The sequence below is a fragment of the Vagococcus sp. WN89Y genome (assembly GCF_052220145.1).
Lineage (GTDB): Bacteria > Pseudomonadota > Gammaproteobacteria > Enterobacterales > Enterobacteriaceae > Kosakonia.
In genome coordinates this window covers 1-24,119 of record NZ_JBQPOM010000054.1, presented here as the reverse complement: position 1 = coordinate 24,119, position 24,119 = coordinate 1, and the positions used below count along the sequence as shown (strand labels likewise).

The window sequence follows — 24,119 nt, the reverse complement described above, 5'->3', positions numbered from 1 at the left end:
TTATTGATAACAATTAAAGGCAACAACATGACGGCTGATAACCCCTTACTGGATTTACGCGTAAAAATCAGCGCGCTGGATGAACAGCTGCTGGCTTTGCTGGCCCAACGCCGCCAGCTCTCAGTCGAAGTTGGCAAAGCCAAAATCGACTCGCATCGCCCGGTGCGTGATATCGATCGTGAGCGCGATTTGCTCGAACGTCTGATTACGCTTGGCAAGGCGCAGCATCTGGATGCACATTATATTACCCGCCTGTTCCAGCTCATCATCGAAGACTCTGTTCTTACCCAGCAAGCCCTGCTCCAGCAGCATCTTAATAAGATCAACCCACATTCCGCGCGCATCGCTTTTTTAGGGCCCAAAGGCACCTGGTCCCACCTGGCAGCACGCCAGTACGCCGCCAGGCATTTTGATGAGTTTATCGAGAGCGGTTGCCTGAAGTTTCACGACATTTTCAATCAGGTCGAGACCGGCCAGGCCGATTACGCGGTCGTGCCGCTGGAGAACACCAGCTCCGGCGCGATTAATGATGTGTATGATTTACTGCAACATACCAGCTTGTCGATCGTGGGCGAGCTGACCGTGCCCATCGATCACTGCGTGCTGGTGTCCGGCTCCACGGATTTAGAGCAGATAGAGATCGTCTACAGCCATCCGCAGCCGTTCCAGCAGTGTAGTCAGTTTCTTAATCGTTACCCGCAGTGGAAAATTGAGTATTGCGAAAGCACCTCGTCGGCAATGGAGAAAGTCGCCCAGGCAAACTCCCCCCATGTTGCGGCATTAGGCAGTGAAGCAGGCGGCGCGCTTTATGGGCTGCAGGTGCTGGAGCGTAACCTGGCAAACCAGACACAAAACATCACCCGGTTTGTGGTGCTGGCACGCAAAGCGATTGAGGTTTCAGAGCAGGTTCCGGCAAAAACTACGCTGTTAATCGCAACGGGACAGCAGGCCGGTGCGCTGGTTGAGGCGCTGCTGGTCCTGCGCAAGCACAACGTTATCATGACGAAGCTGGAGTCGCGCCCGATAAACGGCAATCCGTGGGAAGAGATGTTTTATCTCGATGTGCAGGCCAACCTGCAATCCATCGAGATGCAAAAAGCGTTGCGTGAGCTTACCGATATCACCCGCTCACTCAAAGTGCTTGGCTGCTACCCCAGCGAAAATGTGGTGCCCGTCGAGGCAGTTTAACCGCCGGCAAAAAGCGGTTTATTCATTCCTGCCACCTTAACCGGCAGGGTGAAGATCGCACCGGAAAGGGGGTATTGCGCCACTTCCTGCGCGTCCATATTTTCCCGCGTGGTGGTGATGAATAACGTTTTCATGTCATCGCCACCAAAACAGACCATCGTAGGGCAGCGCACCGGCAAGCGATGTTCTTCCAGTTGCTCTCCCTGCGGTGAGAATCGCGCGATGCGCCAGCCGTCATACATTGCGCTCCAGTAGCACCCTTCCACATCCATCGCCGCACCGTCAGGAATACCCTCCCCAGGCCCGACCCGGTAAAAGGGTTCACGCTGTCCCGGTTCACCTGCGGCATCAAGAGGCGTGCGGTAAATCACGCCGTTTGGCGTATCGGAGGTATACATCCACCGCTTGTCAGGGCTAAATGCAAGCCCATTGGCTCCGTGAATATCGCACTGGATGATTTTCGGCGTCAGGTTATTATCGACACGCAGTAACAGCGCACCGTTATAGTCTCCCGGCCCCCAGAAAGTCCCGGCATAAAAACGCCCCAGATGATCGGTGCCGCCATCGTTGAACCGCGCCAGCTGTGGGTTTGAAGGGTTATCACACACTTTGTGCTGAAGTAAGCCGCTTTTATCAGTCAGCCAGATAGCGTTACGCATGGCGACAATAAACCCGCCCTGCTCGCGTTGCGCAAAGCAGCCGACTTCTTCGGGAAAAGAGAGCACCGTATGGTCACCGGATGCCAGATGGTAGCGATGGATCTCGCCTTCAAGAATATCCGCCCAGTATAACGCTTGCTCGGCCTCGTTCCAGGACGGGCACTCCGGCAGGTGGCCGGTGTAGTCGAAAAGTGTTTGCAGCTCAGCCATGACACATCCTTAAAAAGAAAAAAGCCAGCGGTAGACCACTGACTTTTCAGTATAAACGGCTTTTGATTTTACGGGCGGCTGTCGTTTGCCTGGCGCAATAAGATACGGCTTTCGTTCTGGAAACGCTGGGCGTAATCGCCAAACCAGTGTTCCACTTTACGGAAACTCTCAATAAACGCCTGTTTATCCCCCAGCTCCAGCAAGCCAATGGCTTCGCCAAAACGCTGATAGTAACGCTTGATCAGCGCCAGATTGTCGGGCGACGCCATAATGATGTCGGCGTAGAGTTGCGGGTCCTGGGCAAACAAGCGCCCCACCATCGCCAGCTCCAGGCGATAAATGGGCGACGAAAGCGCCAGCAGCTGCTCAAGCTGCACATTCTCCTCCGCCAGGTGCAGACCATAAGCGAAGGTAGCAAAGTGGCGCAGTGCCTGGATAAAAGCCATGTTCTGATCGTGCTCGACAGCGCTGATACGATGCAGGCGCGCGCCCCACACCTGGATTTGCTCAAGAAACCACTGATACGCTTCCGGCTGGCGCCCGTCGCACCAGACCACCACCTGTTTCGCGAGGCTGCCGCTGTCCGGGCCGAACATCGGGTGCAGGCCCAGCACGGGGCCTGAGTGTGCCGCCATCATGGCCTGGAGCGGGCCATTTTTCACTGAAGCAAGATCGACCAAAATGCAATCTTCCGGCAGCGGCGGCAGCCGGGCAATCACCTGCTCAGTAACGTGGATTGGCACGCTGACGATCACCATGCCCGCGTCAGCCAGGCGTTCTTCAGCCTGCGCCCAGTCCTCTTTTTCCAGGATCCGCACCGCATAACCTGAGAGGGTGAGCATTTTGGCAAACAGCTGCCCCATCTGCCCGCCGCCGCCGACAATAACGACCGGGCGCAGCGAAGGGCAGAGGGTTTTAAACCCTTTATCGTTTTCACTGGAGTATGATTCGCGCATCACGCGGCGCAGCACATCTTCGATGAGATCCGGCGGCACGCCCAGCGCCTGCGCCTCTTTGCGCCGAGAGGCCAGCATAGAGGCTTCGCGCTCCGGAACATAAATCGGCAGCCCGTAGTGACTTTTCACTTCACCGACTTGTGCCACCAGCTCCAGCCGACGCGCGAGTAAATCCAGCAACGCCTTGTCTACTTCATCTATTTGATCGCGTAACGCGGTCAACTCAGCAACCATAACAACCTCTTAAGCCAGACGCGCCGCCAGACTATTGCGCAAGTCTTTATCTATTTCACGCAGCAATGCTTCCGTCGTTTCCCAACTGATGCAGGCATCGGTAACAGAGACGCCGTATTTCATTGCGCTGCGCGGTTGTTCGGATGATTGATTGCCTTCATGAATATTGCTTTCAATCATCAGCCCCGTAATCGAACGGTTGCCGTCTTTGATTTGTGCGACAACAGACTCGGCCACGGCTGGCTGGCGGCGGTAGTCTTTGTTGGAATTACCATGACTGCAATCTACCATCAGCGACGGCTTCAGTCCTGCCTGTTCCATCTCTTTTTCACACTGCGCAACGTCTGCCGGGCTGTAGTTTGGTGCTTTGCCGCCGCGCAGAATGACGTGGCCGTCCGGGTTGCCTTGCGTTTGCAGCAGGCAGACCTGGCCTGCCTGGTTGATGCCGACAAAACGGTGCGGCATCGCCGCGGCGCGCATCGCGTTGATGGCGGTTGCCAGGCTGCCATCGGTACCGTTTTTAAACCCGACCGGCATCGACAGACCGGACGCCATTTCGCGGTGCGTCTGGGATTCAGTGGTACGCGCGCCAATCGCCGACCAGCTAAACAGATCGCCAAGGAACTGCGGGCTGTTCGGATCCAGCGCTTCGGTCGCCAGCGGCAACCCAAGACTGACCAGTTCCACCAGCAGCTGACGCGCAATTTTCAGCCCCGCTTCCACCTCAAATGAACCATCCATATGCGGATCGTTAATCAGCCCTTTCCAGCCAACGGTGGTACGGGGTTTTTCAAAATAGACGCGCATCACCAGATAGAGGCTATCGCTGACCTCTGCGGCAAGGGTTTTAAATCGACGAGCATACTCAATTGCGGCCTGCGGATCGTGAATGGAACAAGGGCCGCAGACCACCAGCAAACGCGGGTCGCGCCCGGCAATAATGTCTGAAATGGTTTTGCGGGACTGCGCGATTTGCGCTTCTTGTTCTGCGGTAAGCGGAAACGCGGCTTTTAATTGATCAGGGGTTATCAACACCTGTTCGTCGGTGATATGTACGTTGTTCAGCGCGTCTTTTTGCATGATGGCGGTCCTGTATGGCGGTTTGCGATAGTTTGCCTCTGGTGAGGTCATGTAACCATACCATAGCTGGTAAAGATTTCAATCCACAATGCGTAACGATTACTTTACAATAGCCATTTTAAGACGTTTCAGTCGCAGCGAATATGTAACGTTTACTTTCCGGTTAAGCGGCGCGGGACAATACCGCGCCACGTTTATTAAACCGCGCTGAGCACCTGGCGCTTCCAGCGCAGGGTATCAACCAGCACAAAAAGCAGCAGGCTACCGCCCATCACTGGTAATGCCAGGCCCAGCAATAATGCCGCCAGCAGGGTTATCGCCCGTCCGGAGAAAGGAAGCGAAAGCCAGCATTTCATCAGGGTGCTGAATGAATTTACTGCCGGGCGGCGTAGCCACCAGAGCCGATACCCAAGAATAATCATGACGCATAGCGCCACCCCAAAGGCTATCAACAACAGCTGATTCACCACGCCGAACAAAACGCCCATATGAAAATCTACGCCCCAGCGCGTCAGTTTTGCCATCAACGGAAAGTCTGAAAAGCGTGTGCGGTCCACCACTGTCATGGTGCTGGCGTCGATAGCAACCGCATCGACCTGGGTCGGCCAGCGCCTGTCAATTTCCGTCACCGTCCAGGCTTTATCCTGGCTGCGCGGCGGGCGAATCTCTAATTTCACAGCGGAAATGCCCGCGCGCTGCGCGCTTTGCAGCACCTCATCATAATCCGCCGGAACTGTCGTCATTTCAGGCATATATTCATGGTGTATATGATGCTCAGCGTGAGGATCGGCAGCAGGCGCAGTACCGTGTAGCTGCGTATTCACTTGTGGCGTCATCCAGCCAAACGCCGTACGCAGGCGGTCAACATTGCCGCCCGCCCATTGAGACCAGGTCAGCCCGGTAGCGGAAAAGAGCAGCATCCCTGCCAGCAAACTCCAGCCGAGCGCGGCATGCAGGCGGCGCGTGTTTTGCGTCTGGTTATGGATACGCCGCTTTGGCCGGGTGTAAAACCACAGCGCAATACCGCCAAGTACCGCGACCCACATCCATGACGCGGCAAGCTCGCTATAGAGTCGGCCAATGTCACCCAGTAACAGCGAGCGGTGGAAATAGTCAATCCACTGGCGCAGCGGCAAAATTCCACTGGTGCCGTAAACCGTCATATCGCCTTTTACTTGCAGCGTTCGCGGATCGATAAAGAGAGCGCGGTTTTCCGAAACGCCCAGCGCCGGGTCAGCAAACATCACGCGCGTTGTTTCATTATCTGTAAGGCCTGGGCGTATCGCATGAATGCACAACTGCCCGCCAGTGGCCTGCTGTGCAACGGCGATTTGTTGCGCCAGCGGCTGACGCGCACCATCGCTGACACCGTAGAGCGCATCATGGTAGAGCGCATTTTCCAGTTGCGGCGTAGCAACATATAGCGTGCCGCTGAGCGCTGCGATAAAAATAAAGGGGCCAACAAACAGGCCAATAGAGAAGTGCAGGCGTCGTAGCAGGTTAAGCCACGCCGCACGCGGGGTGCAGGTTGTCATACTTTTCCTCAGAATAGCTAAAGTGTGCCGTTTCGCGTTAGGCGAACGAACAGATTTAATAAATGGAAAAGCAGACGCGCGGCGGCGCGCGGGTATCAGGGCAGAGCCAGGGGAAGCAAAGCCAGAGCGTGATTTTCTGACGAACAGGCGTAAAACGTGTGCGTAACGCGCGCCCGAGCAGCAGTAAAACAGCAAGAAAAATCAGACCGGGAACATGGGCTAATAGCACGCAGTAGCCGCAGGCTTGCGCATGATCGACGGGCAGCGTTTCGTGCTGCTCGCCATGCGCTTGCGGCATCTCGAGATGCTCAGCCATAGGCATGTTCATTTCATGCTGCATGCCGGGCATCGGATCGTTGAGTAAGGCAGTGGAAATTTGCGGCGCGACGAGGATCAGCAGGATCGAAAACAGCGCCAGCCATGCGGCGGTACGTTTTGCTGCGTATTGATGAAAAACGTTCTTCACCGCTAATCCTCCAGGTCGGAGCGGCATTGTAAATTAATCATCAGCAAAAGGTTAATTTTTTAAACTAAAAGGTGGGAGAGAGGAGGTGCGGCGGCGAAAATTTTTCGGATGTCGCCCACGCGATCCTTAGTTAAGACGCTTTTGCGCGGTGGCTGGCGGGAGCGCTATTTACCTTGAAAATAAAGCGTTTTTCCTGCATTGAATTGCAGGGTTATGCAACGTCTGCCGCCACTTTGCCGCCAGGGAAATGGGCGAGAGGACTCAGCGTCACCGCCTCTTCGAGATGATCCGGGGCGAAGTGCGCGTAGCGCATCGTCTCGCGGATATTCGCATGCCCCAGAATGCGTTGCAGCACCAGAATATTGCCGCCATTGGCCATAAAATGCGCGGCAAACGTATGACGCAACACATGCGTTTTCTGCCCCTCGGCCAGCGAAATCGACGTGGTCGCCAACATCTTCGTAAACTCACCGTAACACGGGCGGAACAACGCCCCCGAAAGCGGCGCCAGCTCCTCAAACAACCAGCCCGGAACAGGCACCGTCCGGTTGCGCCCGCCCTTCGTTTTGATAAACGTAATCTTTTGCGCCGCCAGCTGCGCACGCGTCAGACTCTCCGCCTCGCGCCAGCGCGCCCCGGTCGCCAGGCACACCTTCACCACCCGTGTTAAATCCGCGTTACCGTACGCCTCGCACGCCGCCAGAAGCGCCGCAATCTGCGGCTGCGTCAGCCAGCTCATCTCGCGTTCTTTCTCGCGAAAAACCCGCACGCCCTCAATCGGATTCGCCTGCGACCACTCCCCAAGCCGCTTCAGCTCATTAAACACCGCGCTCAGATACTGCTGCTCACGGTTCACCGTTACCGGCTGCACCTTCCACTTCGCCCGATCCGATGTATAACCGTTATCAATCTCTCCACGCAGCCGCCGCTCGCGATAATGCGCCCAGGTTTTGGCGCTCAGCTCGGCAGCCACCGGGTCGCCCAGACCACGGCAAATGATTGAAAGCTTCGCCATGCGCGATTTTCCCGCCGCCAGCGACTGGCCATGCAGCTTAAACCACAGCGCGATAAGCTCGCTCAACCGCCGCCGGTCGGCCTTCTCCCCCAGCCACGGCTTTTGCTGCGCCTCTTTTTTCGCCCACGCCTCAAACGCCTCGGCTTCGCCTTTGGTATTAAACTGCCGACGGATGCGCTTTCCCTCCCGCCCCTGCGGGTAGACCTCGCACATCCATTTACCGTTTTTATGCTTGCTGACCGTCATTGTCGCCCTACACGTGCTTTTCCAGGGTGAAGACCACCACGCCGAACGGTTCGATTTCCGTTACGCTGCACTCAAAATCCACCGCGCTGTTAGTCAGACGCACCTTGCCGCCCGGCAGGCGCACCACGTCAAACACATCCAGCGCATCATCGATGCTGATAAACCAGCGCCCATTGCCGATTTTTTGCGCCGAGGTATCCACCAGCCAGCCAGCATTCAGGCCTTCAATAAAATTCAGCCCATCAGTGGATGACGGCGCCATGCTGCGATCGAGCGACCAGACGCCCGCCTCTTTCAGCTCACCGGACTCCAGGCGGAATTTGGCGATTTTCAGCACCGCATCGTTTGCCTCCACCGCGGCTGCCGTCGCCGCCGGGTACATCTCCCCTTTCCCTGTCGCCAGCCAGTCGAGCGACACGCCGGTATCCAGCGCGCAGGTCACCACCACGTCGCCGGGGAAAAAGTCGCGCCTGACCCAGGTGCTGATGGTGCCGGAGGAGATATCGAGCAGGTCGCCGAGATCTTTCTGCATGCGAAAACCATAAGCATCAAGAATGCGACGCAGCACCGGACGCCCGCCGGAAGAGACGATTTCGTCATACAGCGCTTTGCCTTTCAGCGGCGGCTTATCGGCTAAATTTGCATTTGCAAACTCACCATTCACCAGCCAGTGCAGGTCAGCACCGGTATCCAGCACGCATTTCACCACCGCTTTCCACGGCACGCTGTCGCGCTGAATCCAGCTACTGATAGTGTTTGCGGGTACATCCAGCGCCTCGGCGAGCGCCTTCTGACTGGAGACAGAATAGGAGGCGGCAAGGCGTTCAATCACATCCTGAACACTCATTTTGTTCTCACTCATGCATATAAACATCGAAAAAGTGATTTACACGATCGCATTTGCGATTTATATTGCCGTACATCGACCAGGATGCACGTCAGTGCAGTACATTTCAACTAACAGGAGATAATGCGATATGTCAGATGCAAAATCAATGGCGTCGTATCAGTTATCCGACTCACAAATGCAATCCGGAAATTTCACGCACGGGCAGCTTGAAGAGTTGATGCTCGCCCTGATGCCGGCCATGCGCACCCTGATCCACTCGGCCATGTCCGATGCCATGACGGTGAAGGATTTTGCCGCCATGCGCGGCGTCAGCGAGCGCCTGGTGTGGCAATGGCTGGATGAAGGCGTGCTGTTGAAAGCGCCCACGCGCGATTTTTCTGACGCGCAGGAGCGCGGTAAACGCGGGCGCACGTTAATTAATGTGAAGGCCTGGCGCGACAAACTCACCCAGCAGGCAATTGACTGCCGCTACATCGAACGCCACGCCGGCTCCTCTGCTATCTGATTTTGCATTTGCAAACTAACAGGAGTCGACATGGCCATAATCGCAACATCCGCCACCGTCCCGCTCAGCGCCGGGGCGCGCCTTGAGGGGCTAAACCATGTCGCCGAACTGCGCAGCCGTTTCTGGGGCGATGGCTGGGCTGACGTCGCGCGCTTTATTGATGATCTGCGCGACCCGCGCGATGCGCAGCACGCCGAGAACGCCCGCGCACTGGCGGCGATTTTCTTTCTCGCCCGCGTCCCGGCCGCACGCCAGGCGCTGCCCCCTGACGAACTTTCCCGCGAGGAGAAACAGGCACTGATAGCCGCGATGAATCATATTCGCGCCGTCGTCAGCCTGTTCCCGAAACGGCTCACCATGCCGCGCTAACCTCCGCAGACGCCATAACAGGAGACGGTAAATGGCCATTACATGGGCCTGGCCGTGGAACGCCCCGCGCTCCGCGATCGCCAGCCCCTACCCGACGCACGCCGAGCTGCATCGTCGTAATCAGAACATTATCAACACGTTAACGGCGCGCCACACGCTGGCGTTGCAGGCCGAGTGCGTGCGCCTGCCGGTCACCCGGACGCGTGATGCGCTGGAAAAAGAGCACGGTACCGCGCGCGCCGACGCCTGGCTACGGCACTTCGTCGCCCGCGCATTACCGCGCGTTGAGCAGGTGATGGCGCGCTACCAGCTCAGCCATATCCACACCCGCGTCTCGCAGGCCATCTTCCACAACCATTTTGATACCCCCCTGCGCCAGGACCTCGCCACCCGGCTGGTTTCGCTGTTCACCCGCTACAACCGCTTGCCGGATCTGGCGAAAAAACAGACCGACCGGCTGGCGGGCGATATCGCGAACTTTATTCGCGGCGAGCTGGCAGATATTGACACCGTTGATGAAACCGAGCTGAAAACCCTGCACCGCTGGTATATGCGCGCCGGGATAATCGCCCTGCAATTTAACGTCACGCCCCCGCACTGGCAGCGGGTGCAGAAAAAAGTGGCGCGCGCGGAAGATATCGCCCCGGCGGTGATCCGCCTGTTCAGCGAGCAGTGGTGGCGCGGGCGTTTGCGCCGCATTGCCAGCCAGTGGCGCGAGCATTTGCAGATTGCACTCGGCAACGTCAGCAAGAAGAAGCAGCCCTATGCCAGCGCGGACTGCATCAGCGCCTGGCGCGAGCAAAAGCGCCGCAACCGGGAGTTTCTCAAGGGGATGGAGCTGGAGGATGAAGAAGGCAATCGTATCAGCCTGATTGATAAGTTCGACGGCTCGGTAGCGAACCCGGCTGTCCGCCGCTGCGAGCTAATGACGCGCATTCGCGGCTTCGAGAACATCTGCCAGGCGCTGGGCTATGTGGGCGAATTTTACACCCTCACCGCGCCCGCCGCCTGGCACGCCACCACCCGCACCGGCTATCGCAATCACAAATGGAACGGCGCCAGCCCGGCGCAAACCCAGGCCTGGTTTACCGCGCTGTGGGCGCGCATCCGCGCCAAACTACACCGCGACGGGCTGCGGATTTTTGGTATTCGCGTGGCGGAACCGCACCACGACGGCACGCCGCACTGGCATATGCTGCTGTTTATGCAGCCTGCGGATGTGGCACAGGTGCGCGAGATCCTGCGTACATTCGCCTGCCAGCAGGATAGCCATGAGTTGTCGAGCGAGAAGGCAAAGAAGGCGCGTTTTCATGCCGAGGCGATCGACCCGCAAAAGGGCAGCGCGACGGGATATGTGGCGAAGTATATCGCCAAGAATATAGATGGTTATGCGCTGGAAGGTGAAACGGATGGCGAGAGCGGCGGGCTGCTGACGGAGGCGGCCTGCGCGGTGTCGGCGTGGGCGGCGCGCTGGCATATTCGCCAGTTTCAGTTTATCGGCGGCGCGCCGGTGACGGTGTACCGGGAGCTGCGCCGTTTGCGCGAGGGGGAGACGGCGCGCGGCCTGAGCGTTGAGTTCGCCGAGGTGCACGATGCGGCGGACGCGGGAGACTGGGCGCGGTATGTGAATGCGCAGGGCGGGCCGTTTGTGCGGCGCGATGATTTGCAGGTGCGCACGTTGTATGCGCAGGAGAACGATTTTAATCAGTATGGCGAGGCGATTGTTTGTATTCGCGGGGTGTATGACACCACGGTGGGTAGCGATTCGCCGGTGCTGACGCGCCTGAAGAAGTGGAAGATCGTGCCGAAGCGCGCGGGGGTTGACGTTCAGGGCGCCCCTGCGCCCTCTTGGAGTTCTGTCAATAACTGTACGCCGGGCGAAACAAACTGGCGGGCGAACGTTGCGCCAGGCGGTGATTTTGCGGCGGATGCACGTTTCTGGCCGCCGGATGGTGCTGGCGCAGAGCCGGAAACTGAGAAGTTCTGGCCGCCAGACGGCTTTCTGGAGGAGCAGGCTTTGTTGACTGCGGAAGATTTATGCTTCGCAGGCGATGTTTTTTCGCCGGACTAGGGTGAGCGCCGTTTTGGGCTGCGCGGGCGCGAAAGTTTTATGTTGCGGCGGCACGTTTTCCTGCCTTGCGCAGGTGAACCTGTTTTTGCGCCGGGAGGCTGAATGCCTGGCCGGGTAAGAATTCATCAGCAAAAACATAGGTATGGGCGTAAATAATTTGCCATATAAATACCGTGCGGCGCGTTTTTATGACCCGCTGGCAGACGCGGGACGCAATATGGCCGGAAATACGCCGCAGGGTGGATTTCCGAGTACGCAGGCTTTTTCTTCCGTCCAGGTAAATGACAGCCCACTTTTGCGAAATGCTTCCCAGAGTTCGAACAAAATTGGGTCTTTAGCAGAAAAGTGATTGCGGGTACAGCGATTTGCTCACAATAATGATTTTGTAAAACAGCAACATATATGGAAGGAAAGCGATTATTTCGCTTTTCAATGGGAAAAAGGCTATGGTACTGTATGGATATACAGCATATCAATCAAGGAGAGATACATGGTCTCTAAAAAACTGAAACACACAATGTCAATGGAACACGCGCTGGCTTGCCTGCAATTAATCGCAGAGGTCGCGCTGCTAACCAGTCAAAGCCAGAAGGTAGACAAGCTAATAGTCGATATTATGCTCACCGTAATTAACAATACTGATGGATTAGCGGAGGTGGATCTCTTCTATGAAGCGAAGTAGTAACCAGCGGTAAATCAGAACAGTTAATGTGCATGCAGTAACTCAAGCGCATCCACGCGGGTGCGCTTTTTGTTCCCCTTCTTTGGTGCGGCGGGTTAAGCTGCGGCCTGATTCATTTGCCAGGCGCAAGCCCGGCACGCTGAGGGGAAGCGCGTTTTCATACTCTTGCGCAACGGCGCGCGAGCCAGGTCAGAGAAACGTGCTGATCGGGTCAGAGCATCTTGCCGCGCTCGCTGAGATGTTCAGAAAAAATTGCCGGGTTTGCTGAAGGTTTGCTGAGGATTTGCTGAAGGCTTGCTGAGAAATATTCATCAGCCGTCGCGCTGCTCGTTCGCCACTGTGCGCTTCCTGAGGTAAAAATTCCTCGCTGCGTCGAACGGATACGTCGCACTCATTTGCTGCCCTGCCAACGCCTTCCTTTATATACAGGCTCAATGCCCGCCTGCCCTGACACCCACAGAACACGACCCCGATCCCCTGCTTTCACCCACTCGCCGCCCTGTTGTGCCAGGGATTAACCAGCCCGCTGAGATAGCATCCGCCCGCCTCGCCCCGGAAACTGACGGCATATCCTCCCCCCGATGGCAAGAGAAGCGAAAAATGAATGCAATCACACAACAAGGCGACACCCTCGACATCCTCTGCCTGCGCTATTACGGACGCACGCAGGGCGTTGTCGAAACCGTGCTCGCCGCCAACCCAGGGCTTGCGGAACATGGGCCTGTTTTGCCGCATGGCACCACGGTCAACCTGCCGGAAGTCAGCGTTGCCGCCACCAAAGAGACGGTGAATCTATGGGCGTGACGATCGAAAAAGTCACCTCCTCACTGGCCTACTGGATAAGCGTCGCGCTGACCTTTTTCGGCGCGATGACACCCCAGGACGTCGCCGCCTGGTTCGGCTCGCTCGGCGTGGCCGTCACCGTCGCCGTGAACTGGTATTACCGACGAAAAAGCTACCTGTACCTCAAATCCTGCGCCACAAGCCAGGAGGTAATGAATGGGATCAATCGTTAAACGCTGCAGCGTGGCAGCAGTGCTGGCGCTCGCCGCGCTGGCACCCAACTTTCACCTGCTCAACACCTCGCAGCGCGGGCTGGAACTGATTGCCGACCTCGAAGGCTGCCGCCTGCGCCCTTACCTGTGCAGCGCTGGCGTCTGGACTTCCGGCATCGGCCACACCTCTGGTGTGGTGCCAAAACGCGACATCAGCGAAAAAGAGGCCGCCGTCAACCTCGTCGCCGATGTGCTCAATGTCGAGCAACAACTGGCCCGCTGCGCGCCCATCGAGATGCCGCAACCGGTGTATGACGCGCTCGTCAGCTTCACCTTTAACGTCGGCACCTCTGCCGCCTGCCGCTCCACCCTCGTCTGGTTTGTGAAAAAAGCGCAGTGGCAGAAAGCCTGCGATCAGCTGCCGCGCTGGGTGTATGTCAACGGCGTGCGTAATAAAGGCCTGGAAAACCGCCGCGAACGCGAGCGCGACTGGTGCCTGAAGGGCGTGGCATGAGCGCACGGCTGATTGCCCTGCTGCTGGGCGCGCTCGCCGCGCTGTGGCTTATCGCGCAAAACCGCGCGCTGCACGCTGCGCTGGAGAAATCCGCCGGGCTTGCGCAGGCGCAGGACGCCACCATTGCCCGGCTGAAAACAGAGCTTACGGCCACGCAGCAACTGGCGCAGAAAAATCAGCGCGCGCAGCTTGCGCTCCGCCAGCAACTTTCTGCGGCGGGCGAGCAGGCGACGCTTCGCGAACAGGCTATTACAAGGTTAATAAATGAAAACGACGCGTTTCGTCACTGGTACAGCGCTGTGTTACCTGATGCTGTGCGCCGGGTGCACCAGCGCCCCGCCTGCCGCTCCGCCGGTCATTGTTTACAACGGTTGCCCGCCGGTCAGCCTCTGCCCGATGCCGGGCAGTGATCCGCGCACCCAGGGCGATTTGAGCGCCGATATCCGCAGACTTGAGCGCGCGCTGGAAGCGTGCGCGTTGCAGGTCGAAACCATAAAACTTTGCCAGGATGAGATAAATGTTAAAACCGACTACGCTACAAAGCGCCCTGATTAATGCTGTGCCGGAGCTTGGCGCTAACCCCGCAATGCTGAGTGTGTGGGTGGATAAGGGGAAAAATATCGCCACCCTTGCCGCCTCGCTATCGTTTGAAAAGGTGTTCAATCTGAACGTCGCCATTCGCGGTTATTCCGGCGATATCGACACCCTGTTTGTGCCGGTGATGGCCTGGCTGCGCGTCAATCAGCCCGATATGTTTACCGCTGATACGGCGCAGGAGGCGCGTTTTAGCTGGACGCTGACGCAAAACGCCGACGCAAGCCAGGATCTGCTGATGGTGTTGCAACTGACCGAGCGCACGCAGGTGCAAGAGGTGGACGGCGCGCTGCACGCCGAAACGCTGCCGGAGCCGCCGGAACCTGCGCTGGTGACGCGCCCGAAAGCGCTGTATATCAATGGCGAGCTGGTGAGCCGCTGGCAGGAGTAACGCCCGTCGCCCGCCGCTGCGCGGGCGATTTTTTGCGCTACACATTCACCGCGCAAATTATTCAGGTTCGGCACTGGCCGGTCGAGCGAACATATTGCAAAAACTCGCTGGCGCGCGTTTTCTCCGTAATACAGGTGTACGTTTGCAATAACATACCGCAGGCTAACTGTTTTTCCGGGATAGCGTTAAACGTCGCCTCGATTTTCTTAGCCGCTTCAGCGCTGAAGGTGGCCGAACCCGGCATGCGGGAAAAATTCGTTAAATCCACCGCCAGTTGCGTTTTGACACTATTTTCCGCCTTACTGCTTAATGGCGGCGACACCGCGCACGGCGGCACACCTCCCGCGCTACGATGAATATCCCGATGGCACGCGGATAATAAAGCGGCAACCGCTACACACCACAATATTTGCTGAATTTTCATTTTATCTCTCCACGCAACGCTATCAGTGAACAAGGTTAACCGTGTCTGACGCCACCGTTTGATTGTCGTTATATTTTATTTCCGCGCGCACCGTGCGCATCGGCCCGCGTATTTTCGCCTCTTCTAAAAAATCTATTTGCAGACGAAAACGATCGACGCTTCGGGCATTTAACGACTGCGCAACCGGCGTGCTGATAATAAGCGTATTGACGCCCGGCCCCGGATACCATGCCGCCGCCTGGCCGTTAAAATTCTGATCAACATGCGCGGTGGCGGTTTCACGCCCGACCGTCACCACATACACCCCGGAGACTTTCAGCATATCCGCCGGTGCGCGCGAAGGGCGTGATTTCTCATCAAACCGCAGCGTTACCTCGCTCAGGATGGCTGGTTTATCCCCGGAGTTTCGCACAAACAGATCCAACACCAGACTGCTTCTGCGCTGGCCCCACTGCGCCTGTTTCAGCGGTACGAGCGAGTCAATAGAGATAACCGCCTCATCGCCCGGCGCGCAGCTTTTGTTCTCGCTCAGCCAGTGCTGAAACTCACCCAGCGTGCTTGCGGGCGCACCGTTCTGACTCAGGCAGGTTAGCGTTTTCAGCAGCATCGCGCAGGCCACGTCTTTATCGCCCAGCGTTTGATAAGTTTGATTTGCGGTGTGGCGAAACTCGCTTTGCGTAATATCTTGCGTGCGGCCAACTTTCGCTAATTCAGCCTGCACCTCGCGTGTTTTTTTATTATCAACAGACGCCCCCCAGGACGTTGGCGGCACTATTTCGCAGACAGGCGTCAGCGTATTTTTTGAATTATGATAAGGAGGGCAGCCGGTTAATAAAAAAACGATAAGAAACGCAAAACGGTTTATCGCTTTCATGAGTATTGCCTCTGAGCAGACAACAGGAATTATCTCCCGGCATGGTGTTATGCCAGGATTTTTATTTCGCAACGATTATTATCACTATAGTTGACCGTTAAACATCCGCCACGCTTGTTAATTAAAATCACCCATTAGTTGTACCAACACCCATCAAATCGGCATCGGTTGAGGCAATTTTCAAAGATTTGCACTCTACTGGCATGAATACATATCTCTCGCTTAATGATTTAACCCGCCAGCTTCGCAATATGATCCGCACCGGGATTATTGTCGAGACCGACCTTAATACCGGGCGCTGTCGTGTGCAGACAGGCGGCAACCTGACCCAGTGGTTGCAGTGGTTAACCCACCGCGCCGGTCAGACTCGTACCTGGTGGGCGCCCTCGGTAGGCGAGCAAGTGCTGATCCTCGCGGTCGGCGGCGAGCTTAGCACCGCGTTCGTTCTGCCGGGGATTTTCTCTGATGATAACCCGCCGCCGTCGGCGTCGGCCGATGCCTGGCATGTCGCCTTCCCGGACGGTGCGGTTATCGAATATGAACCCGCCAGCAGCGCGCTGAAAGTCAGCGGTATCAAGACCGCCGATATCACCGCGTCGCAATCTCTGACAGCGAGTGTGCCGGAAGTGCTGATTAAGGCATCAACGCGCGTCACGCTCGATACACCGGAAGTGGTCTGCACCCATAAGCTGATTACCGGCACGCTGGAGGTGCAAAGCGGCGGCACGATGCGCGGCGATATTACCCATAGTGGCGGCGCGTTGTCGTCCAACGGCAAAGTGCTGCATACCCATCAACACCCCGGCGACAGCGGCGGAACAACAGGAGCGCCTTTATGACTATTCGTTACAGCGGCTTAGACCGCAGCACCGGCAGGCAACTGACCGACACCGCGCATATTCGCCAGAGTATCAGCGACATCCTGCGCACGCCGGTCGGCTCGCGAGTCATGCGTCGCGATTATGGTTCGCAGCTATTTGAGCTGATAGACCAGCCGCAAACCCCGGCGCTGGAGATGCAAATCTGGTCCGCCTGTTACAGGGCCATTTTGCAATGGGAGCCGCGCATCGTGCTGAGCGAGATAACGACCGAGCGCCAGTTCGACGGCAAGATGGTTGTCAACCTGACCGGCGCGCTTGCCAGCACCGGAGAACCCCTTTCGTTAACCCTTCCTGTGAGTTAAAACCATGCCGATTATCGACCTGAGCCAGCTCCCCGCCCCGGACGTGGTCGAGGAGCTTAATTACGAGACTATCCTCGATACGCGTAAAGCGACGCTGATTTCCCTCTTTCCCACCGATGAGCAGGCGGCGATTGCCCGCACGCTGGCGCTGGAATCCGAGCCATTAACCAAGTTTCTTGAAGAGAACGCCTACCGCGAGATTATCTGGCGTCAGCGCGTGAACGAAGCCGCGCGGGCGGTGATGCTGGCGTATGCCGCCGGTCACGATCTTGATGTGATAGCGGCGAACAATGATACCGCGCGCCTTGTTATCACTCCGGCTGATGACAGCACCATTCCGCCGACGCCAGCGGTGATGGAGTCCGATAAAGACCTGCGCCTGCGCAGCCAGCAGGCGTTTGAAGGGCTGAGCGTCGCCGGGCCGGTCGGTGCGTATGAGTACCACGGGCGCAGCGCCGACGGGCGGGTCGCCGATATTTCTGTCGTCAGCCCGCAGCCTGCGTATATCACCATTTCCGTGCTGTCACGCGAGGGCGACGGCAGCGCCAGCGATGAGCTGGTGAAGGTAGTGGAAAAAGCGCTGAATGCCGAGAGCGTGCGCCCGGTGGGCGACCGTGTGACGGTGCAGAGCGCAGAGATTGTGCCGTATGAGATTGATGCAACGCTCTATTTTTACCCGGGCCCCGAGTCGGAGCCTGGCCGCCTGGCCGCCGAGCAGAAGCTGAAAAGCTATATCAATGCGCAGCGACGCCTGGGCCGCGATATTCGCCAGTCGGCGATTTATGCCGCGCTACATGTTGAAGGCGTGCAGCGTGTGGAGCTGAGCGCGCCGGCGAGCGATATCGTGCTGGAAAAACATCAGGCGTCGTATTGCACCGACTGGACGCTGCGCGTGGGAGGCACCGATGAGTGATGACCGCCTGTTACCGCCTGGTTCCTCGGTGCTTGAGGTGGCGGCGACAACGGCGGCGGCACAGATTGCGCGCGTGCCGGTGCCGCTGCGCACGCTGTGGGACCCGCAGACCTGCCCGGCGGAACTTCTGCCGTACCTGGCGTGGGCGTTGTCCGTCGATCGCTGGGATTTTGACTGGCCGGAGGCCACCAAACGTAGCGTCATCGCCGCGTCTTTTTTTGTTCATCAACATAAAGGCACCATCAGCGCGCTGCACCGGGTGGTTGAACCGCTCGGTTTTTTGATTGAGCTGCGCGAGTGGTGGCAGGAGAACGGCGAGCCGGGGACGTTTCGCCTGGTGGTCGGCGTGCAGGAGCACGGGATCACCGAGGAGATGTATCAGGAGCTGGAGCGACTGATTGATGACGCGAAACCGGCGAGCCGACATATGACGGGGCTGAATATTAGTCTGAGTACCAGCGGAGAGTTTTACGTGGGCGCAGGCTGTTATCTCGGTGAAGAGATGACGATTTACCCGTATACGCCGGAGACGATTGTTGTTGGCGGCGAGACTTACCCGGCTTCGGCCATTCATTTGATTGATAATCTGAGAGTTAACCCATGACTGCAAAATATTATGCCATTCTGACGAATCAGGGGGCGGCGAAGCTGGCGAACGCAACGGCGCTCGGCACGACGCTGCGCCTGACGCAGATGGCGGTGGGCGATGCGAACGGCGTGCTGTCGGCGCCGGATGCGTCGCAGACGAAATTGATAAACCAGAAACGCATTGCGCCGCTGAATAGTTTGTCCATCGACCCGGATAACAGTAGCCAGATTATTGCCGAGCAGGTTATTCCTGAGAGCGAGGGCGGTTACTGGATCCGCGAGCTGGGTCTGTACGATGACGAGGGTGTGCTGATTGCGGTGGCGAACTGCCCGGAGACGTATAAGCCGCAGATGCAGGAAGGCAGTGGCCGCACGCAAACGGTGCGGATGGTGCTGATTGTGTCGTCCACGGCGGCGGTGACGCTGAAAATTGACCCGTCGGTGGTGCTGGCGACGCGTAAGTATGTGGATGATAAAGCGATTGAGGTGAAAGCGTATTCCGACGATTTGTTGAAAAAACACGTCGCTGAGACGAATCCGCACAAGCAATATCTGCAAATTAACCAAAACCTGAAGGAAATCGCCGATGCGGGCAGCGCGGCTGTCGCAAGCGTTCTCCAAAACCTTGGTTTGGGGGAAGCGGCGAAACGCGGGGTTGGTACTGGCGCAAACCAGATACCGGATATGTCTGCGTTTGAGTCATACAAGTCCGACTCCGGGTGGCAACGTTTGCCTGGTGGACTCATTATTCAGTGGGGATATGGCTTTGCAGGCGGAGAGGGCAGCAATTCTGCCGGGGTTAGAAACTCTTTTAACATTGTATTCCCTAATGCATTTTTGAAGATGGTTGTTAGCCACCAGGGATATGGCCCCTCCAGTGCAGGTATATTTTCTGTACTAAACATGGATAGAAACGGTTATTCAGCTTTTTCATCGGTAGCAAAAGTGAGCGCCCCGGTATCTGTAAACTATATTGCTATCGGCTACTAAATAAGCATTGCATAATCCGTATATCTTAAATTTACCAGGAGGTGAAAATGACTGAAAGATATTTTTATAGCCCTTCTTTGAAAGGGTTTTATCCTTTTTCCCTGATGCCTTTATATGAAGAAACTCAGGAAGGCTGGCCTGCTGATGCAGTTGAAATCAGCAACGAAGCATATTCCAGCATTTTAAGCGGGAAAGCAAAGGGCAAGATTATAACTAACTCTGAAAATGGCTATCCTGTATTAATTGATGCTCCTGAGCCTTCGCATGAAGAATTAATTCAGTTAGCGGAATTCAGGAAAAAGGAATTAATCCAGCAAGCAACTCAGGTAATGGCACCATTACTTGATGCGCAGGAATTAAATCTCGCATTAGATGTCGAGTTGATAAAACTGGATGCCTGGAAGAAATATCGGGTGCTTTTAAACCGTGTGAATACTGCATCAGCCCCCGATATTGAGTGGCCTACACCACCGGACGATCTGGCCAGGTAATTTCTGGCGCAGCGTCAGGATTTACTTTCTGTAAATCTTTTATATAGGCCAGCCAGGCAATCAGGCTGGCCTTATCTTTATCGGTAATAATCCCCAGCTGCAATTCAGTTTGCCAAATATTAATTGTGCTCTGTGCTTCTGCCAGCAAAGCGCTTTTCTGTTGCGCTGCGGCATGCTTCTGCGCAGCCTGTTGCGCGTCGCTATCCGTCACCCATTCGCTGCCGTTCCATTTATCATATGGCGTGGCAGGCATCTGCGTGGTGGTATTTTTCGGATAACTCCCAGGTAATGAAACGACTATTTTTTCACCCGTATCGGTACTGTATACCGTTTCACCGCGACGATCGGCGACATATTCCCAGGTGGTCAAATCTTCTCTGCGGCAAATAGCAAAACCTTCTTTATCTTTGCCCGGTTTATCAATGCAGGAATTAGCCGGAATACCCACGCCGACCGCCAGAAATTCCACGGCAGACGATAAATATTCGCGGGTTTTCCCGTCAAAATTATAGACGGTTATATCACCAGCCTCTGTCGCAATATATTCATTATTAAGTTTTGCGTTTATCATTATGCGGCCCTTACGATAAAGTTAAATGCAATATTTCGCGGGCGGGCTTCGTTTGCCACCGGATAGACTAATGATCCATCCAGCCTAAGAGAAACAACGCTCCTACCAGCACCTGAATTTGATGTTGTATAGTAATTACTGGCTGCAGGGACAGCCGAACGAGAAAATGCACCTTTTTGGGAACCCGGTACCAGGCTGCCACCATAAATATCGTCAATTTGCCCGGTAATATTTCGTTGTGCATCACCCTGGTTCGATAACATTAAGCGCCCCACATCCACCCCACGCCCGTCATCCCAGCCACGGATAAATTCACCGCGCAAATCTGGCAATGTCAGTGACGGATAGGCAAGCGCAAGTTTTGGGTACTGGCTCGCAGAAAAGGCTGCGCCGTTACATTTCAGCCATCCTTGTGGCGGTGTCGCCGATGGCCACGGAACCGGAACACCGGCAGGCAACGCAGAACCTTCCCCCAACCAAGGTTTTTGAAAATCCCCCGCCGGAGCGTGAAATCTGCAAAAATCCGCCGGACATACCGAAAAGGAGGGAAATAGATGGCCGTCATTGGGTATATCCGCGTATCAACAATCGACCAGAACAGCGATTTACAGCGAAACGCGCTGACAAGCGCAAATTGTGACCACATTTTCGAAGACAGGATCAGCGGCAAAGTCGCCAACCGGCCAGGACTTAAACGCGCGCTAAAACAGATAAACCCTGGCGACACGCTAGTCGTCTGGAAACTTGACCGCCTCGGGCGCAGCGTCAAAAACTTAATCGCCCTCATCGCTGAACTGCACGAACGCGGCGCGCACTTCCGCTCGCTGACCGACAGCATCGACACCAGTAGCGCCATGGGCCGCTTCTTCTTCCACGTCATGTCCGCCCTGGCTGAAATGGAACGCGAACTCATCGTCGAAAGAACCCTCGCCGGTCTGGCCGCTGCCCGCGCCCAGGACCGCGTCGGTGGCCGCCCCAACGCGCTAAAACCCGCCGAACGCGAACAAATCAGCCGCTTACTCACCAAAGGGCACACCCGTCGGCAACTCGCCCTCCTCTACGGTGTCGGTCTATCCACCCTCTATCGCTACTTCCCCGCAGAAATAGCCGCACACTCACCTACTAAACAACACGTAAACAAAAGCGTCTAATCATGAAAATATAAAGCACATTATGGTGCCCGCGTTGATATAAAACCGCCAACCCATAATTTATGCCGCAAAACGCTGAGTAAAAATAAACCCAACAAAAAAGCCCTGAAATATTCAGGGCTTCAATTCAACGCTGCGTTAATTAAATACGCTGCGTTGATTCAGGTGATATGGAAAGACGCGCCGATGCCGGGAAAATCTCCCCATTAGCCAGTTGAATATATGCATTCAGCCCTTTGACTTCAGATTTATTCTGCGCTGAGCCGTCTTTAGCCCAGTGAGTATCTACTCGCGACTGTGCGTTTTTAACACGGGTGTTTTCAGCAGGCGAATTCGAAACAGCCAGAATATTTTTACGGATAAAATTGGTCGCTGCATTACCAGACTGTGTTTTTGCATGCACAGCGGTATCATTATTCGGCAGAACGCGGGACGAAGAAAATCCAGAAATTGAAGGCATAATCTATTCCATATAGTTTCGTTAAATTTCTTCATTAGAATAGTGAATAAATCCTCATCCTTACTTGCAGAAAACACTCCACACACCCTGTCCGTTGTATCTTTAACCAACCAACGCCGCCCGATAGCGTTTGTTAGTCCTTCATCAGAAACTCCCCTGCGGCTCACATAACTTTCTTCTCATTCATTCACAAACAGAGAGATAACGCATGACAGCAAAATATTTTGCCCTTCTGACCCAACTGGGGGCAGCTAAGCTGGCGAACGCGACCGCGCTCGGCACATCGCTCAACCTCACGCAGATGGCTGTTGGCGACGCAAACGGCGTCCTGCCGTCGCCCGATGCCTCGCAAACCAAACTTATCAACCAGAAACGCATTGCTCCGCTGAATATGCTTTCCATTGACCCGGAAAATACTAACCAGATCATCGCGGAACAGGTAATTCCTGAAAACGAAGGCGGCTACTGGATCCGTGAGATTGGCCTGTTCGACGACGAGGGCGTGCTGATTGCCGTGGCCAACTGCCCGGAAACGTATAAACCGCAGATGCAGGAAGGCAGCGGCCGCACGCAGACCGTACGCATGGTGCTGGTCGTCTCAAATACCGCCTCCGTCACGCTGAAAATTGACCCGGCGGTGGTTCTCGCCACGCGAAAATACGTTGACCAGGCCGTCGCGGAACATGAACTCTCGCGCCGCCATCCCGACGCAACCCTGGCGGGCAAAGGCTTTACTCAGTTAAGCAGCGCGACGGACAGCGACGCAGAAAACCTCGCCGCCACGCCCAAAGCGGTGAAAGCCGCGGTCAGCGCAGCAACGGCTGCCAACACCAACGCCAATGGCCGCGTACCGTCCACGCGCAAAGTCAACGGCCTGGCGCTCGGCGCCGACATCACCATCACCACCATCACCGGCAACGCCGCGACCGCCACCAAACTCGCCACCGCCAGGACAATCAACGGCATCGCCTTTGACGGCACAGCGAATATTACGCTGCCGACCCCGGCAAGCGTTTCCTATACACGCGCTGAATCCGATACCCGCTACGTACAGAACGTGCAGCGCGGCGCGGCCGTGAACCCCGGCAAAGCAAACGAATACGGCCCGAATGAAGCACCGGCTGGCTGCGTACTCACCCGAGCCTGGCACGATCCGTCCACCTCCTATGGTGTCTTTTTCACTTACCGACCACTGCAAATTTTAATTAACGGCGCATGGCGCACAATTGCAGGATAATATTATGCAACTCACGACATTATCGCGTTATTTTCCTGAAGACATACCTTATGGCAATAACGTGCAATATTTTATCGATGCTGACGGGCTGGATTTTTATAGCTCTTTTACTGCATTCACTCAAAAATATAAGCTATGCGTTAATCCTCATAGCGGTGTAATTTGCGCGATCGCTGAGGATATTTCGATGCTCTACCCGGAAGGCTTTTCCATTGTCGAAACCGATACACTCCCCACAGGGTGTGATATTTCCGGTTGCTGGCAGTTTATAGAGGGTGAGATTAGTGCCGTGCCGGTCGATTATAGCTCACAGGCAGAGCAGAAAAAGCGTGCATTGCAGGATGCTGCCACGGCAATAATTGCGCCGCTGGAGCGCGCGGCAAAGCTGAATATGGCCACGGCACAAGAAACACAGCAGCTGGAAGCATGGGAGCGGTACAGTGTGCTGCTTAACCGTGTCGATATGTCTGACGCCGTGAATATTAGCTGGCCAGCACTGCCTGACTTTGCGGGGTAATAAATTGACGCCATAAATGTAAAAGCCCTGAATATGGACTGACCCCATAAAGTTGGACAGTTTATATTAGGCGGCTTTCAGAGCCTGGGTTCGGTACTCTACCGGACTCAGGCCTTTCAGTCTCAGGCTAATACGCTCATGGTTGTAATAGTGGATATAT

General features: G+C 56.0%; 33 protein-coding genes and 1 other annotated feature (1 of these 34 running past the window's edge). Of the genes, 20 read left to right on the top strand and 13 right to left on the bottom strand.

Annotated elements, in window-relative coordinates; all coding sequences use genetic code 11:
* Positions 1-4: a sequence feature (Phe leader region), on the top strand (it extends 122 nt beyond the left edge of the window).
* A 23-nt stretch (positions 5-27) separates the two neighbouring features.
* Complete coding sequence (pheA, locus tag ACTU3N_RS15670) at positions 28-1,188, top strand: bifunctional chorismate mutase/prephenate dehydratase (RefSeq protein ID WP_443087044.1); 1,161 nt, start codon at positions 28-30, stop codon at positions 1,186-1,188.
* On the opposite strand, the gene ACTU3N_RS15665 is transcribed toward pheA, so the two are convergent.
* The 7 genes from ACTU3N_RS15665 to ACTU3N_RS15635 all read right to left on the bottom strand — a co-directional run bounded on the left by ACTU3N_RS15665 (position 1,185) and on the right by ACTU3N_RS15635 (position 8,451).
* A complete protein-coding gene (locus tag ACTU3N_RS15665) occupies positions 1,185-2,057 on the bottom strand; it encodes an SMP-30/gluconolactonase/LRE family protein (protein ID WP_443087043.1) in 873 nt (290 codons plus the stop codon). The two genes, pheA and ACTU3N_RS15665, sit on opposite strands and share 4 nt — an antisense overlap.
* Before the next feature lie 68 nt (positions 2,058-2,125).
* Entirely contained in the window at positions 2,126-3,247 is a 1,122-nt protein-coding gene (gene tyrA / locus ACTU3N_RS15660; RefSeq protein ID WP_443087042.1) for a bifunctional chorismate mutase/prephenate dehydrogenase, read from the bottom strand.
* Positions 3,248-3,256: 9 nt separating this feature from the next.
* Positions 3,257-4,327: a 3-deoxy-7-phosphoheptulonate synthase AroF gene (aroF, locus tag ACTU3N_RS15655; RefSeq protein WP_443087041.1), complete on the bottom strand. Its 1,071-nt coding sequence runs from the start codon at positions 4,325-4,327 to the stop codon at positions 3,257-3,259.
* A 197-nt stretch (positions 4,328-4,524) separates the two neighbouring features.
* The gene (locus ACTU3N_RS15650; RefSeq protein WP_443087040.1) at positions 4,525-5,862 is read right to left on the bottom strand and encodes a PepSY-associated TM helix domain-containing protein; all 1,338 of its coding nucleotides are present in this window, start codon (positions 5,860-5,862) and stop codon (positions 4,525-4,527) included.
* Between the two features lie 55 nt (positions 5,863-5,917).
* On the bottom strand, positions 5,918-6,328 hold the full coding sequence (locus ACTU3N_RS15645; RefSeq protein WP_443087039.1) for a DUF2946 domain-containing protein: 411 nt from the start codon (positions 6,326-6,328) through the stop codon (positions 5,918-5,920).
* A 211-nt stretch (positions 6,329-6,539) separates the two neighbouring features.
* Positions 6,540-7,589, bottom strand: a complete 1,050-nt coding sequence (locus tag ACTU3N_RS15640; RefSeq protein ID WP_443087038.1) for a phage integrase — start codon at positions 7,587-7,589, stop codon at positions 6,540-6,542.
* 7 nt (positions 7,590-7,596) lie between these two features.
* Positions 7,597-8,451: a phage repressor protein CI gene (locus ACTU3N_RS15635; RefSeq protein ID WP_443087037.1), complete on the bottom strand. Its 855-nt coding sequence runs from the start codon at positions 8,449-8,451 to the stop codon at positions 7,597-7,599.
* A gap of 115 nt (positions 8,452-8,566) precedes the next feature.
* Between ACTU3N_RS15635 and ACTU3N_RS15630 the strand changes: the two genes are divergently transcribed.
* From ACTU3N_RS15630 to ACTU3N_RS15585, 10 genes are all read left to right on the top strand, one after another.
* Entirely contained in the window at positions 8,567-8,944 is a 378-nt protein-coding gene (locus ACTU3N_RS15630; protein WP_443087036.1) for a hypothetical protein, read from the top strand.
* Positions 8,945-8,974: 30 nt separating this feature from the next.
* Positions 8,975-9,313 (top strand): DUF5347 domain-containing protein, encoded by a 339-nt coding sequence (locus ACTU3N_RS15625; protein ID WP_443087035.1) that lies wholly within the window; start codon positions 8,975-8,977, stop codon positions 9,311-9,313.
* Positions 9,314-9,344: 31 nt separating this feature from the next.
* A complete protein-coding gene (locus ACTU3N_RS15620; protein WP_443087034.1) occupies positions 9,345-11,384 on the top strand; it encodes a replication endonuclease in 2,040 nt (679 codons plus the stop codon).
* A 490-nt stretch (positions 11,385-11,874) separates the two neighbouring features.
* A complete protein-coding gene (locus ACTU3N_RS15615) occupies positions 11,875-12,066 on the top strand; it encodes a hypothetical protein (protein WP_443087033.1) in 192 nt (63 codons plus the stop codon).
* 600 nt (positions 12,067-12,666) lie between these two features.
* Positions 12,667-12,870 (top strand): tail protein X, encoded by a 204-nt coding sequence (locus tag ACTU3N_RS15610; protein WP_443087032.1) that lies wholly within the window; start codon positions 12,667-12,669, stop codon positions 12,868-12,870.
* A complete protein-coding gene (locus ACTU3N_RS15605) occupies positions 12,861-13,082 on the top strand; it encodes an HP1 family phage holin (RefSeq protein WP_443087031.1) in 222 nt (73 codons plus the stop codon). Before ACTU3N_RS15610 ends, ACTU3N_RS15605 begins: the two co-directional genes overlap by 10 nt.
* Positions 13,066-13,575: a lysozyme gene (locus tag ACTU3N_RS15600; RefSeq protein ID WP_443087030.1), complete on the top strand. Its 510-nt coding sequence runs from the start codon at positions 13,066-13,068 to the stop codon at positions 13,573-13,575. The genes ACTU3N_RS15605 and ACTU3N_RS15600 overlap by 17 nt, the downstream gene beginning before the upstream one ends.
* Positions 13,572-13,985 carry an Rz-like lysis system protein LysB gene (gene lysB, locus ACTU3N_RS15595; RefSeq protein ID WP_443087029.1) on the top strand — a complete coding sequence of 138 codons (414 nt, stop codon included), beginning with the start codon at positions 13,572-13,574 and terminating at the stop codon, positions 13,983-13,985. Before ACTU3N_RS15600 ends, lysB begins: the two co-directional genes overlap by 4 nt.
* Positions 13,885-14,130 (top strand): Rz1-like lysis system protein LysC, encoded by a 246-nt coding sequence (gene lysC / locus ACTU3N_RS15590; RefSeq protein ID WP_443087028.1) that lies wholly within the window; start codon positions 13,885-13,887, stop codon positions 14,128-14,130. The genes lysB and lysC overlap by 101 nt, the downstream gene beginning before the upstream one ends.
* On the top strand, positions 14,093-14,560 hold the full coding sequence (locus tag ACTU3N_RS15585) for a phage tail protein (RefSeq protein WP_443087027.1): 468 nt from the start codon (positions 14,093-14,095) through the stop codon (positions 14,558-14,560). The genes lysC and ACTU3N_RS15585 overlap by 38 nt, the downstream gene beginning before the upstream one ends.
* 61 nt (positions 14,561-14,621) lie before the next feature.
* Here the strand turns inward: ACTU3N_RS15585 and ACTU3N_RS15580 are convergent, their stop codons facing one another.
* Together ACTU3N_RS15580 and ACTU3N_RS15575 are read right to left on the bottom strand one after the other, a co-directional pair.
* On the bottom strand, positions 14,622-14,984 hold the full coding sequence (locus tag ACTU3N_RS15580; RefSeq protein ID WP_443087026.1) for a hypothetical protein: 363 nt from the start codon (positions 14,982-14,984) through the stop codon (positions 14,622-14,624).
* Positions 14,985-15,006: 22 nt separating this feature from the next.
* Entirely contained in the window at positions 15,007-15,858 is an 852-nt protein-coding gene (locus ACTU3N_RS15575) for a hypothetical protein (protein WP_443087025.1), read from the bottom strand.
* 203 nt (positions 15,859-16,061) lie between these two features.
* Between ACTU3N_RS15575 and ACTU3N_RS15570 the strand changes: the two genes are divergently transcribed.
* The 6 genes from ACTU3N_RS15570 to ACTU3N_RS15545 are packed head-to-tail and all read left to right on the top strand — an operon-like array spanning position 16,062 to position 20,023.
* Positions 16,062-16,697 (top strand): phage baseplate assembly protein V, encoded by a 636-nt coding sequence (locus ACTU3N_RS15570; RefSeq protein ID WP_443087024.1) that lies wholly within the window; start codon positions 16,062-16,064, stop codon positions 16,695-16,697.
* The gene (locus ACTU3N_RS15565; RefSeq protein ID WP_443087023.1) at positions 16,694-17,041 is read left to right on the top strand and encodes a GPW/gp25 family protein; all 348 of its coding nucleotides are present in this window, start codon (positions 16,694-16,696) and stop codon (positions 17,039-17,041) included. The genes ACTU3N_RS15570 and ACTU3N_RS15565 overlap by 4 nt, the downstream gene beginning before the upstream one ends.
* A gap of 4 nt (positions 17,042-17,045) precedes the next feature.
* On the top strand, positions 17,046-17,954 hold the full coding sequence (locus ACTU3N_RS15560; RefSeq protein WP_443087022.1) for a baseplate assembly protein: 909 nt from the start codon (positions 17,046-17,048) through the stop codon (positions 17,952-17,954).
* Complete coding sequence (locus ACTU3N_RS15555; protein WP_443087021.1) at positions 17,947-18,558, top strand: phage tail protein I; 612 nt, start codon at positions 17,947-17,949, stop codon at positions 18,556-18,558. Before ACTU3N_RS15560 ends, ACTU3N_RS15555 begins: the two co-directional genes overlap by 8 nt.
* Positions 18,555-19,532, top strand: coding sequence for a phage tail protein (locus tag ACTU3N_RS15550; RefSeq protein ID WP_443087020.1), 978 nt, complete (start codon positions 18,555-18,557; stop codon positions 19,530-19,532). The genes ACTU3N_RS15555 and ACTU3N_RS15550 overlap by 4 nt, the downstream gene beginning before the upstream one ends.
* 47 nt (positions 19,533-19,579) lie before the next feature.
* Positions 19,580-20,023 carry a tail fiber assembly protein gene (locus ACTU3N_RS15545; protein ID WP_443087019.1) on the top strand — a complete coding sequence of 148 codons (444 nt, stop codon included), beginning with the start codon at positions 19,580-19,582 and terminating at the stop codon, positions 20,021-20,023.
* Here ACTU3N_RS15545 and ACTU3N_RS15540 read toward each other — a convergent pair.
* Together ACTU3N_RS15540 and ACTU3N_RS15535 are read right to left on the bottom strand one after the other, a co-directional pair.
* The gene (locus ACTU3N_RS15540) at positions 19,995-20,594 is read right to left on the bottom strand and encodes a tail fiber assembly protein (protein WP_443087018.1); all 600 of its coding nucleotides are present in this window, start codon (positions 20,592-20,594) and stop codon (positions 19,995-19,997) included. The two genes, ACTU3N_RS15545 and ACTU3N_RS15540, sit on opposite strands and share 29 nt — an antisense overlap.
* Entirely contained in the window at positions 20,594-21,052 is a 459-nt protein-coding gene (locus ACTU3N_RS15535) for a phage tail protein (protein WP_443087017.1), read from the bottom strand. Before ACTU3N_RS15535 ends, ACTU3N_RS15540 begins: the two co-directional genes overlap by 1 nt.
* A 96-nt stretch (positions 21,053-21,148) precedes the next feature.
* Between ACTU3N_RS15535 and ACTU3N_RS15530 the strand changes: the two genes are divergently transcribed.
* Complete coding sequence (locus tag ACTU3N_RS15530; protein ID WP_443087016.1) at positions 21,149-21,745, top strand: recombinase family protein; 597 nt, start codon at positions 21,149-21,151, stop codon at positions 21,743-21,745.
* A 142-nt stretch (positions 21,746-21,887) separates the two neighbouring features.
* On the opposite strand, the gene ACTU3N_RS15525 is transcribed toward ACTU3N_RS15530, so the two are convergent.
* A complete protein-coding gene (locus tag ACTU3N_RS15525; protein ID WP_443087015.1) occupies positions 21,888-22,205 on the bottom strand; it encodes a hypothetical protein in 318 nt (105 codons plus the stop codon).
* Positions 22,206-22,413: 208 nt separating this feature from the next.
* On the opposite strand from ACTU3N_RS15525, the gene ACTU3N_RS15520 reads away from it, so the two are divergent.
* The gene (locus tag ACTU3N_RS15520; protein WP_443087014.1) at positions 22,414-23,442 is read left to right on the top strand and encodes a phage tail protein; all 1,029 of its coding nucleotides are present in this window, start codon (positions 22,414-22,416) and stop codon (positions 23,440-23,442) included.
* A 4-nt stretch (positions 23,443-23,446) separates the two neighbouring features.
* A complete protein-coding gene (locus tag ACTU3N_RS15515; protein WP_443087013.1) occupies positions 23,447-23,959 on the top strand; it encodes a tail fiber assembly protein in 513 nt (170 codons plus the stop codon).
* 66 nt (positions 23,960-24,025) lie between these two features.
* Here the strand turns inward: ACTU3N_RS15515 and ACTU3N_RS15510 are convergent.
* On the bottom strand, positions 24,026-24,119 hold a 94-nt coding region (locus ACTU3N_RS15510), incomplete at its 5' end, for an IS3 family transposase (protein ID WP_443087050.1).

Excerpts from the sequence above, each read along its gene's own strand:
- pheA (WP_443087044.1), top strand. The coding sequence starts at position 28 with ATGACGGCTGATAACCCCTTACTGGATTTACGCGTAAAAATCAGCGCG.
- ACTU3N_RS15665 (WP_443087043.1), bottom strand. The coding sequence starts at position 2,057 with ATGGCTGAGCTGCAAACACTTTTCGACTACACCGGCCACCTGCCGGAG.
- tyrA (WP_443087042.1), bottom strand. The coding sequence starts at position 3,247 with ATGGTTGCTGAGTTGACCGCGTTACGCGATCAAATAGATGAAGTAGAC.
- aroF (WP_443087041.1), bottom strand. The coding sequence starts at position 4,327 with ATGCAAAAAGACGCGCTGAACAACGTACATATCACCGACGAACAGGTG.
- ACTU3N_RS15650 (WP_443087040.1), bottom strand. The coding sequence starts at position 5,862 with ATGACAACCTGCACCCCGCGTGCGGCGTGGCTTAACCTGCTACGACGC.
- ACTU3N_RS15640 (WP_443087038.1), bottom strand. The coding sequence starts at position 7,589 with ATGACGGTCAGCAAGCATAAAAACGGTAAATGGATGTGCGAGGTCTAC.
- ACTU3N_RS15635 (WP_443087037.1), bottom strand. The coding sequence starts at position 8,451 with ATGAGTGAGAACAAAATGAGTGTTCAGGATGTGATTGAACGCCTTGCC.
- ACTU3N_RS15630 (WP_443087036.1), top strand. The coding sequence starts at position 8,567 with ATGTCAGATGCAAAATCAATGGCGTCGTATCAGTTATCCGACTCACAA.
- ACTU3N_RS15625 (WP_443087035.1), top strand. The coding sequence starts at position 8,975 with ATGGCCATAATCGCAACATCCGCCACCGTCCCGCTCAGCGCCGGGGCG.
- ACTU3N_RS15620 (WP_443087034.1), top strand. The coding sequence starts at position 9,345 with ATGGCCATTACATGGGCCTGGCCGTGGAACGCCCCGCGCTCCGCGATC.
- ACTU3N_RS15615 (WP_443087033.1), top strand. The coding sequence starts at position 11,875 with ATGGTCTCTAAAAAACTGAAACACACAATGTCAATGGAACACGCGCTG.
- ACTU3N_RS15610 (WP_443087032.1), top strand. The coding sequence starts at position 12,667 with ATGAATGCAATCACACAACAAGGCGACACCCTCGACATCCTCTGCCTG.
- ACTU3N_RS15605 (WP_443087031.1), top strand. The coding sequence starts at position 12,861 with ATGGGCGTGACGATCGAAAAAGTCACCTCCTCACTGGCCTACTGGATA.
- ACTU3N_RS15600 (WP_443087030.1), top strand. The coding sequence starts at position 13,066 with ATGGGATCAATCGTTAAACGCTGCAGCGTGGCAGCAGTGCTGGCGCTC.
- lysB (WP_443087029.1), top strand. The coding sequence starts at position 13,572 with ATGAGCGCACGGCTGATTGCCCTGCTGCTGGGCGCGCTCGCCGCGCTG.
- lysC (WP_443087028.1), top strand. The coding sequence starts at position 13,885 with ATGCTGTGCGCCGGGTGCACCAGCGCCCCGCCTGCCGCTCCGCCGGTC.
- ACTU3N_RS15585 (WP_443087027.1), top strand. The coding sequence starts at position 14,093 with ATGTTAAAACCGACTACGCTACAAAGCGCCCTGATTAATGCTGTGCCG.
- ACTU3N_RS15580 (WP_443087026.1), bottom strand. The coding sequence starts at position 14,984 with ATGAAAATTCAGCAAATATTGTGGTGTGTAGCGGTTGCCGCTTTATTA.
- ACTU3N_RS15575 (WP_443087025.1), bottom strand. The coding sequence starts at position 15,858 with ATGAAAGCGATAAACCGTTTTGCGTTTCTTATCGTTTTTTTATTAACC.
- ACTU3N_RS15570 (WP_443087024.1), top strand. The coding sequence starts at position 16,062 with ATGAATACATATCTCTCGCTTAATGATTTAACCCGCCAGCTTCGCAAT.
- ACTU3N_RS15565 (WP_443087023.1), top strand. The coding sequence starts at position 16,694 with ATGACTATTCGTTACAGCGGCTTAGACCGCAGCACCGGCAGGCAACTG.
- ACTU3N_RS15560 (WP_443087022.1), top strand. The coding sequence starts at position 17,046 with ATGCCGATTATCGACCTGAGCCAGCTCCCCGCCCCGGACGTGGTCGAG.
- ACTU3N_RS15555 (WP_443087021.1), top strand. The coding sequence starts at position 17,947 with ATGAGTGATGACCGCCTGTTACCGCCTGGTTCCTCGGTGCTTGAGGTG.
- ACTU3N_RS15550 (WP_443087020.1), top strand. The coding sequence starts at position 18,555 with ATGACTGCAAAATATTATGCCATTCTGACGAATCAGGGGGCGGCGAAG.
- ACTU3N_RS15545 (WP_443087019.1), top strand. The coding sequence starts at position 19,580 with ATGACTGAAAGATATTTTTATAGCCCTTCTTTGAAAGGGTTTTATCCT.
- ACTU3N_RS15540 (WP_443087018.1), bottom strand. The coding sequence starts at position 20,594 with ATGATAAACGCAAAACTTAATAATGAATATATTGCGACAGAGGCTGGT.
- ACTU3N_RS15530 (WP_443087016.1), top strand. The coding sequence starts at position 21,149 with ATGGCCGTCATTGGGTATATCCGCGTATCAACAATCGACCAGAACAGC.
- ACTU3N_RS15525 (WP_443087015.1), bottom strand. The coding sequence starts at position 22,205 with ATGCCTTCAATTTCTGGATTTTCTTCGTCCCGCGTTCTGCCGAATAAT.
- ACTU3N_RS15520 (WP_443087014.1), top strand. The coding sequence starts at position 22,414 with ATGACAGCAAAATATTTTGCCCTTCTGACCCAACTGGGGGCAGCTAAG.
- ACTU3N_RS15515 (WP_443087013.1), top strand. The coding sequence starts at position 23,447 with ATGCAACTCACGACATTATCGCGTTATTTTCCTGAAGACATACCTTAT.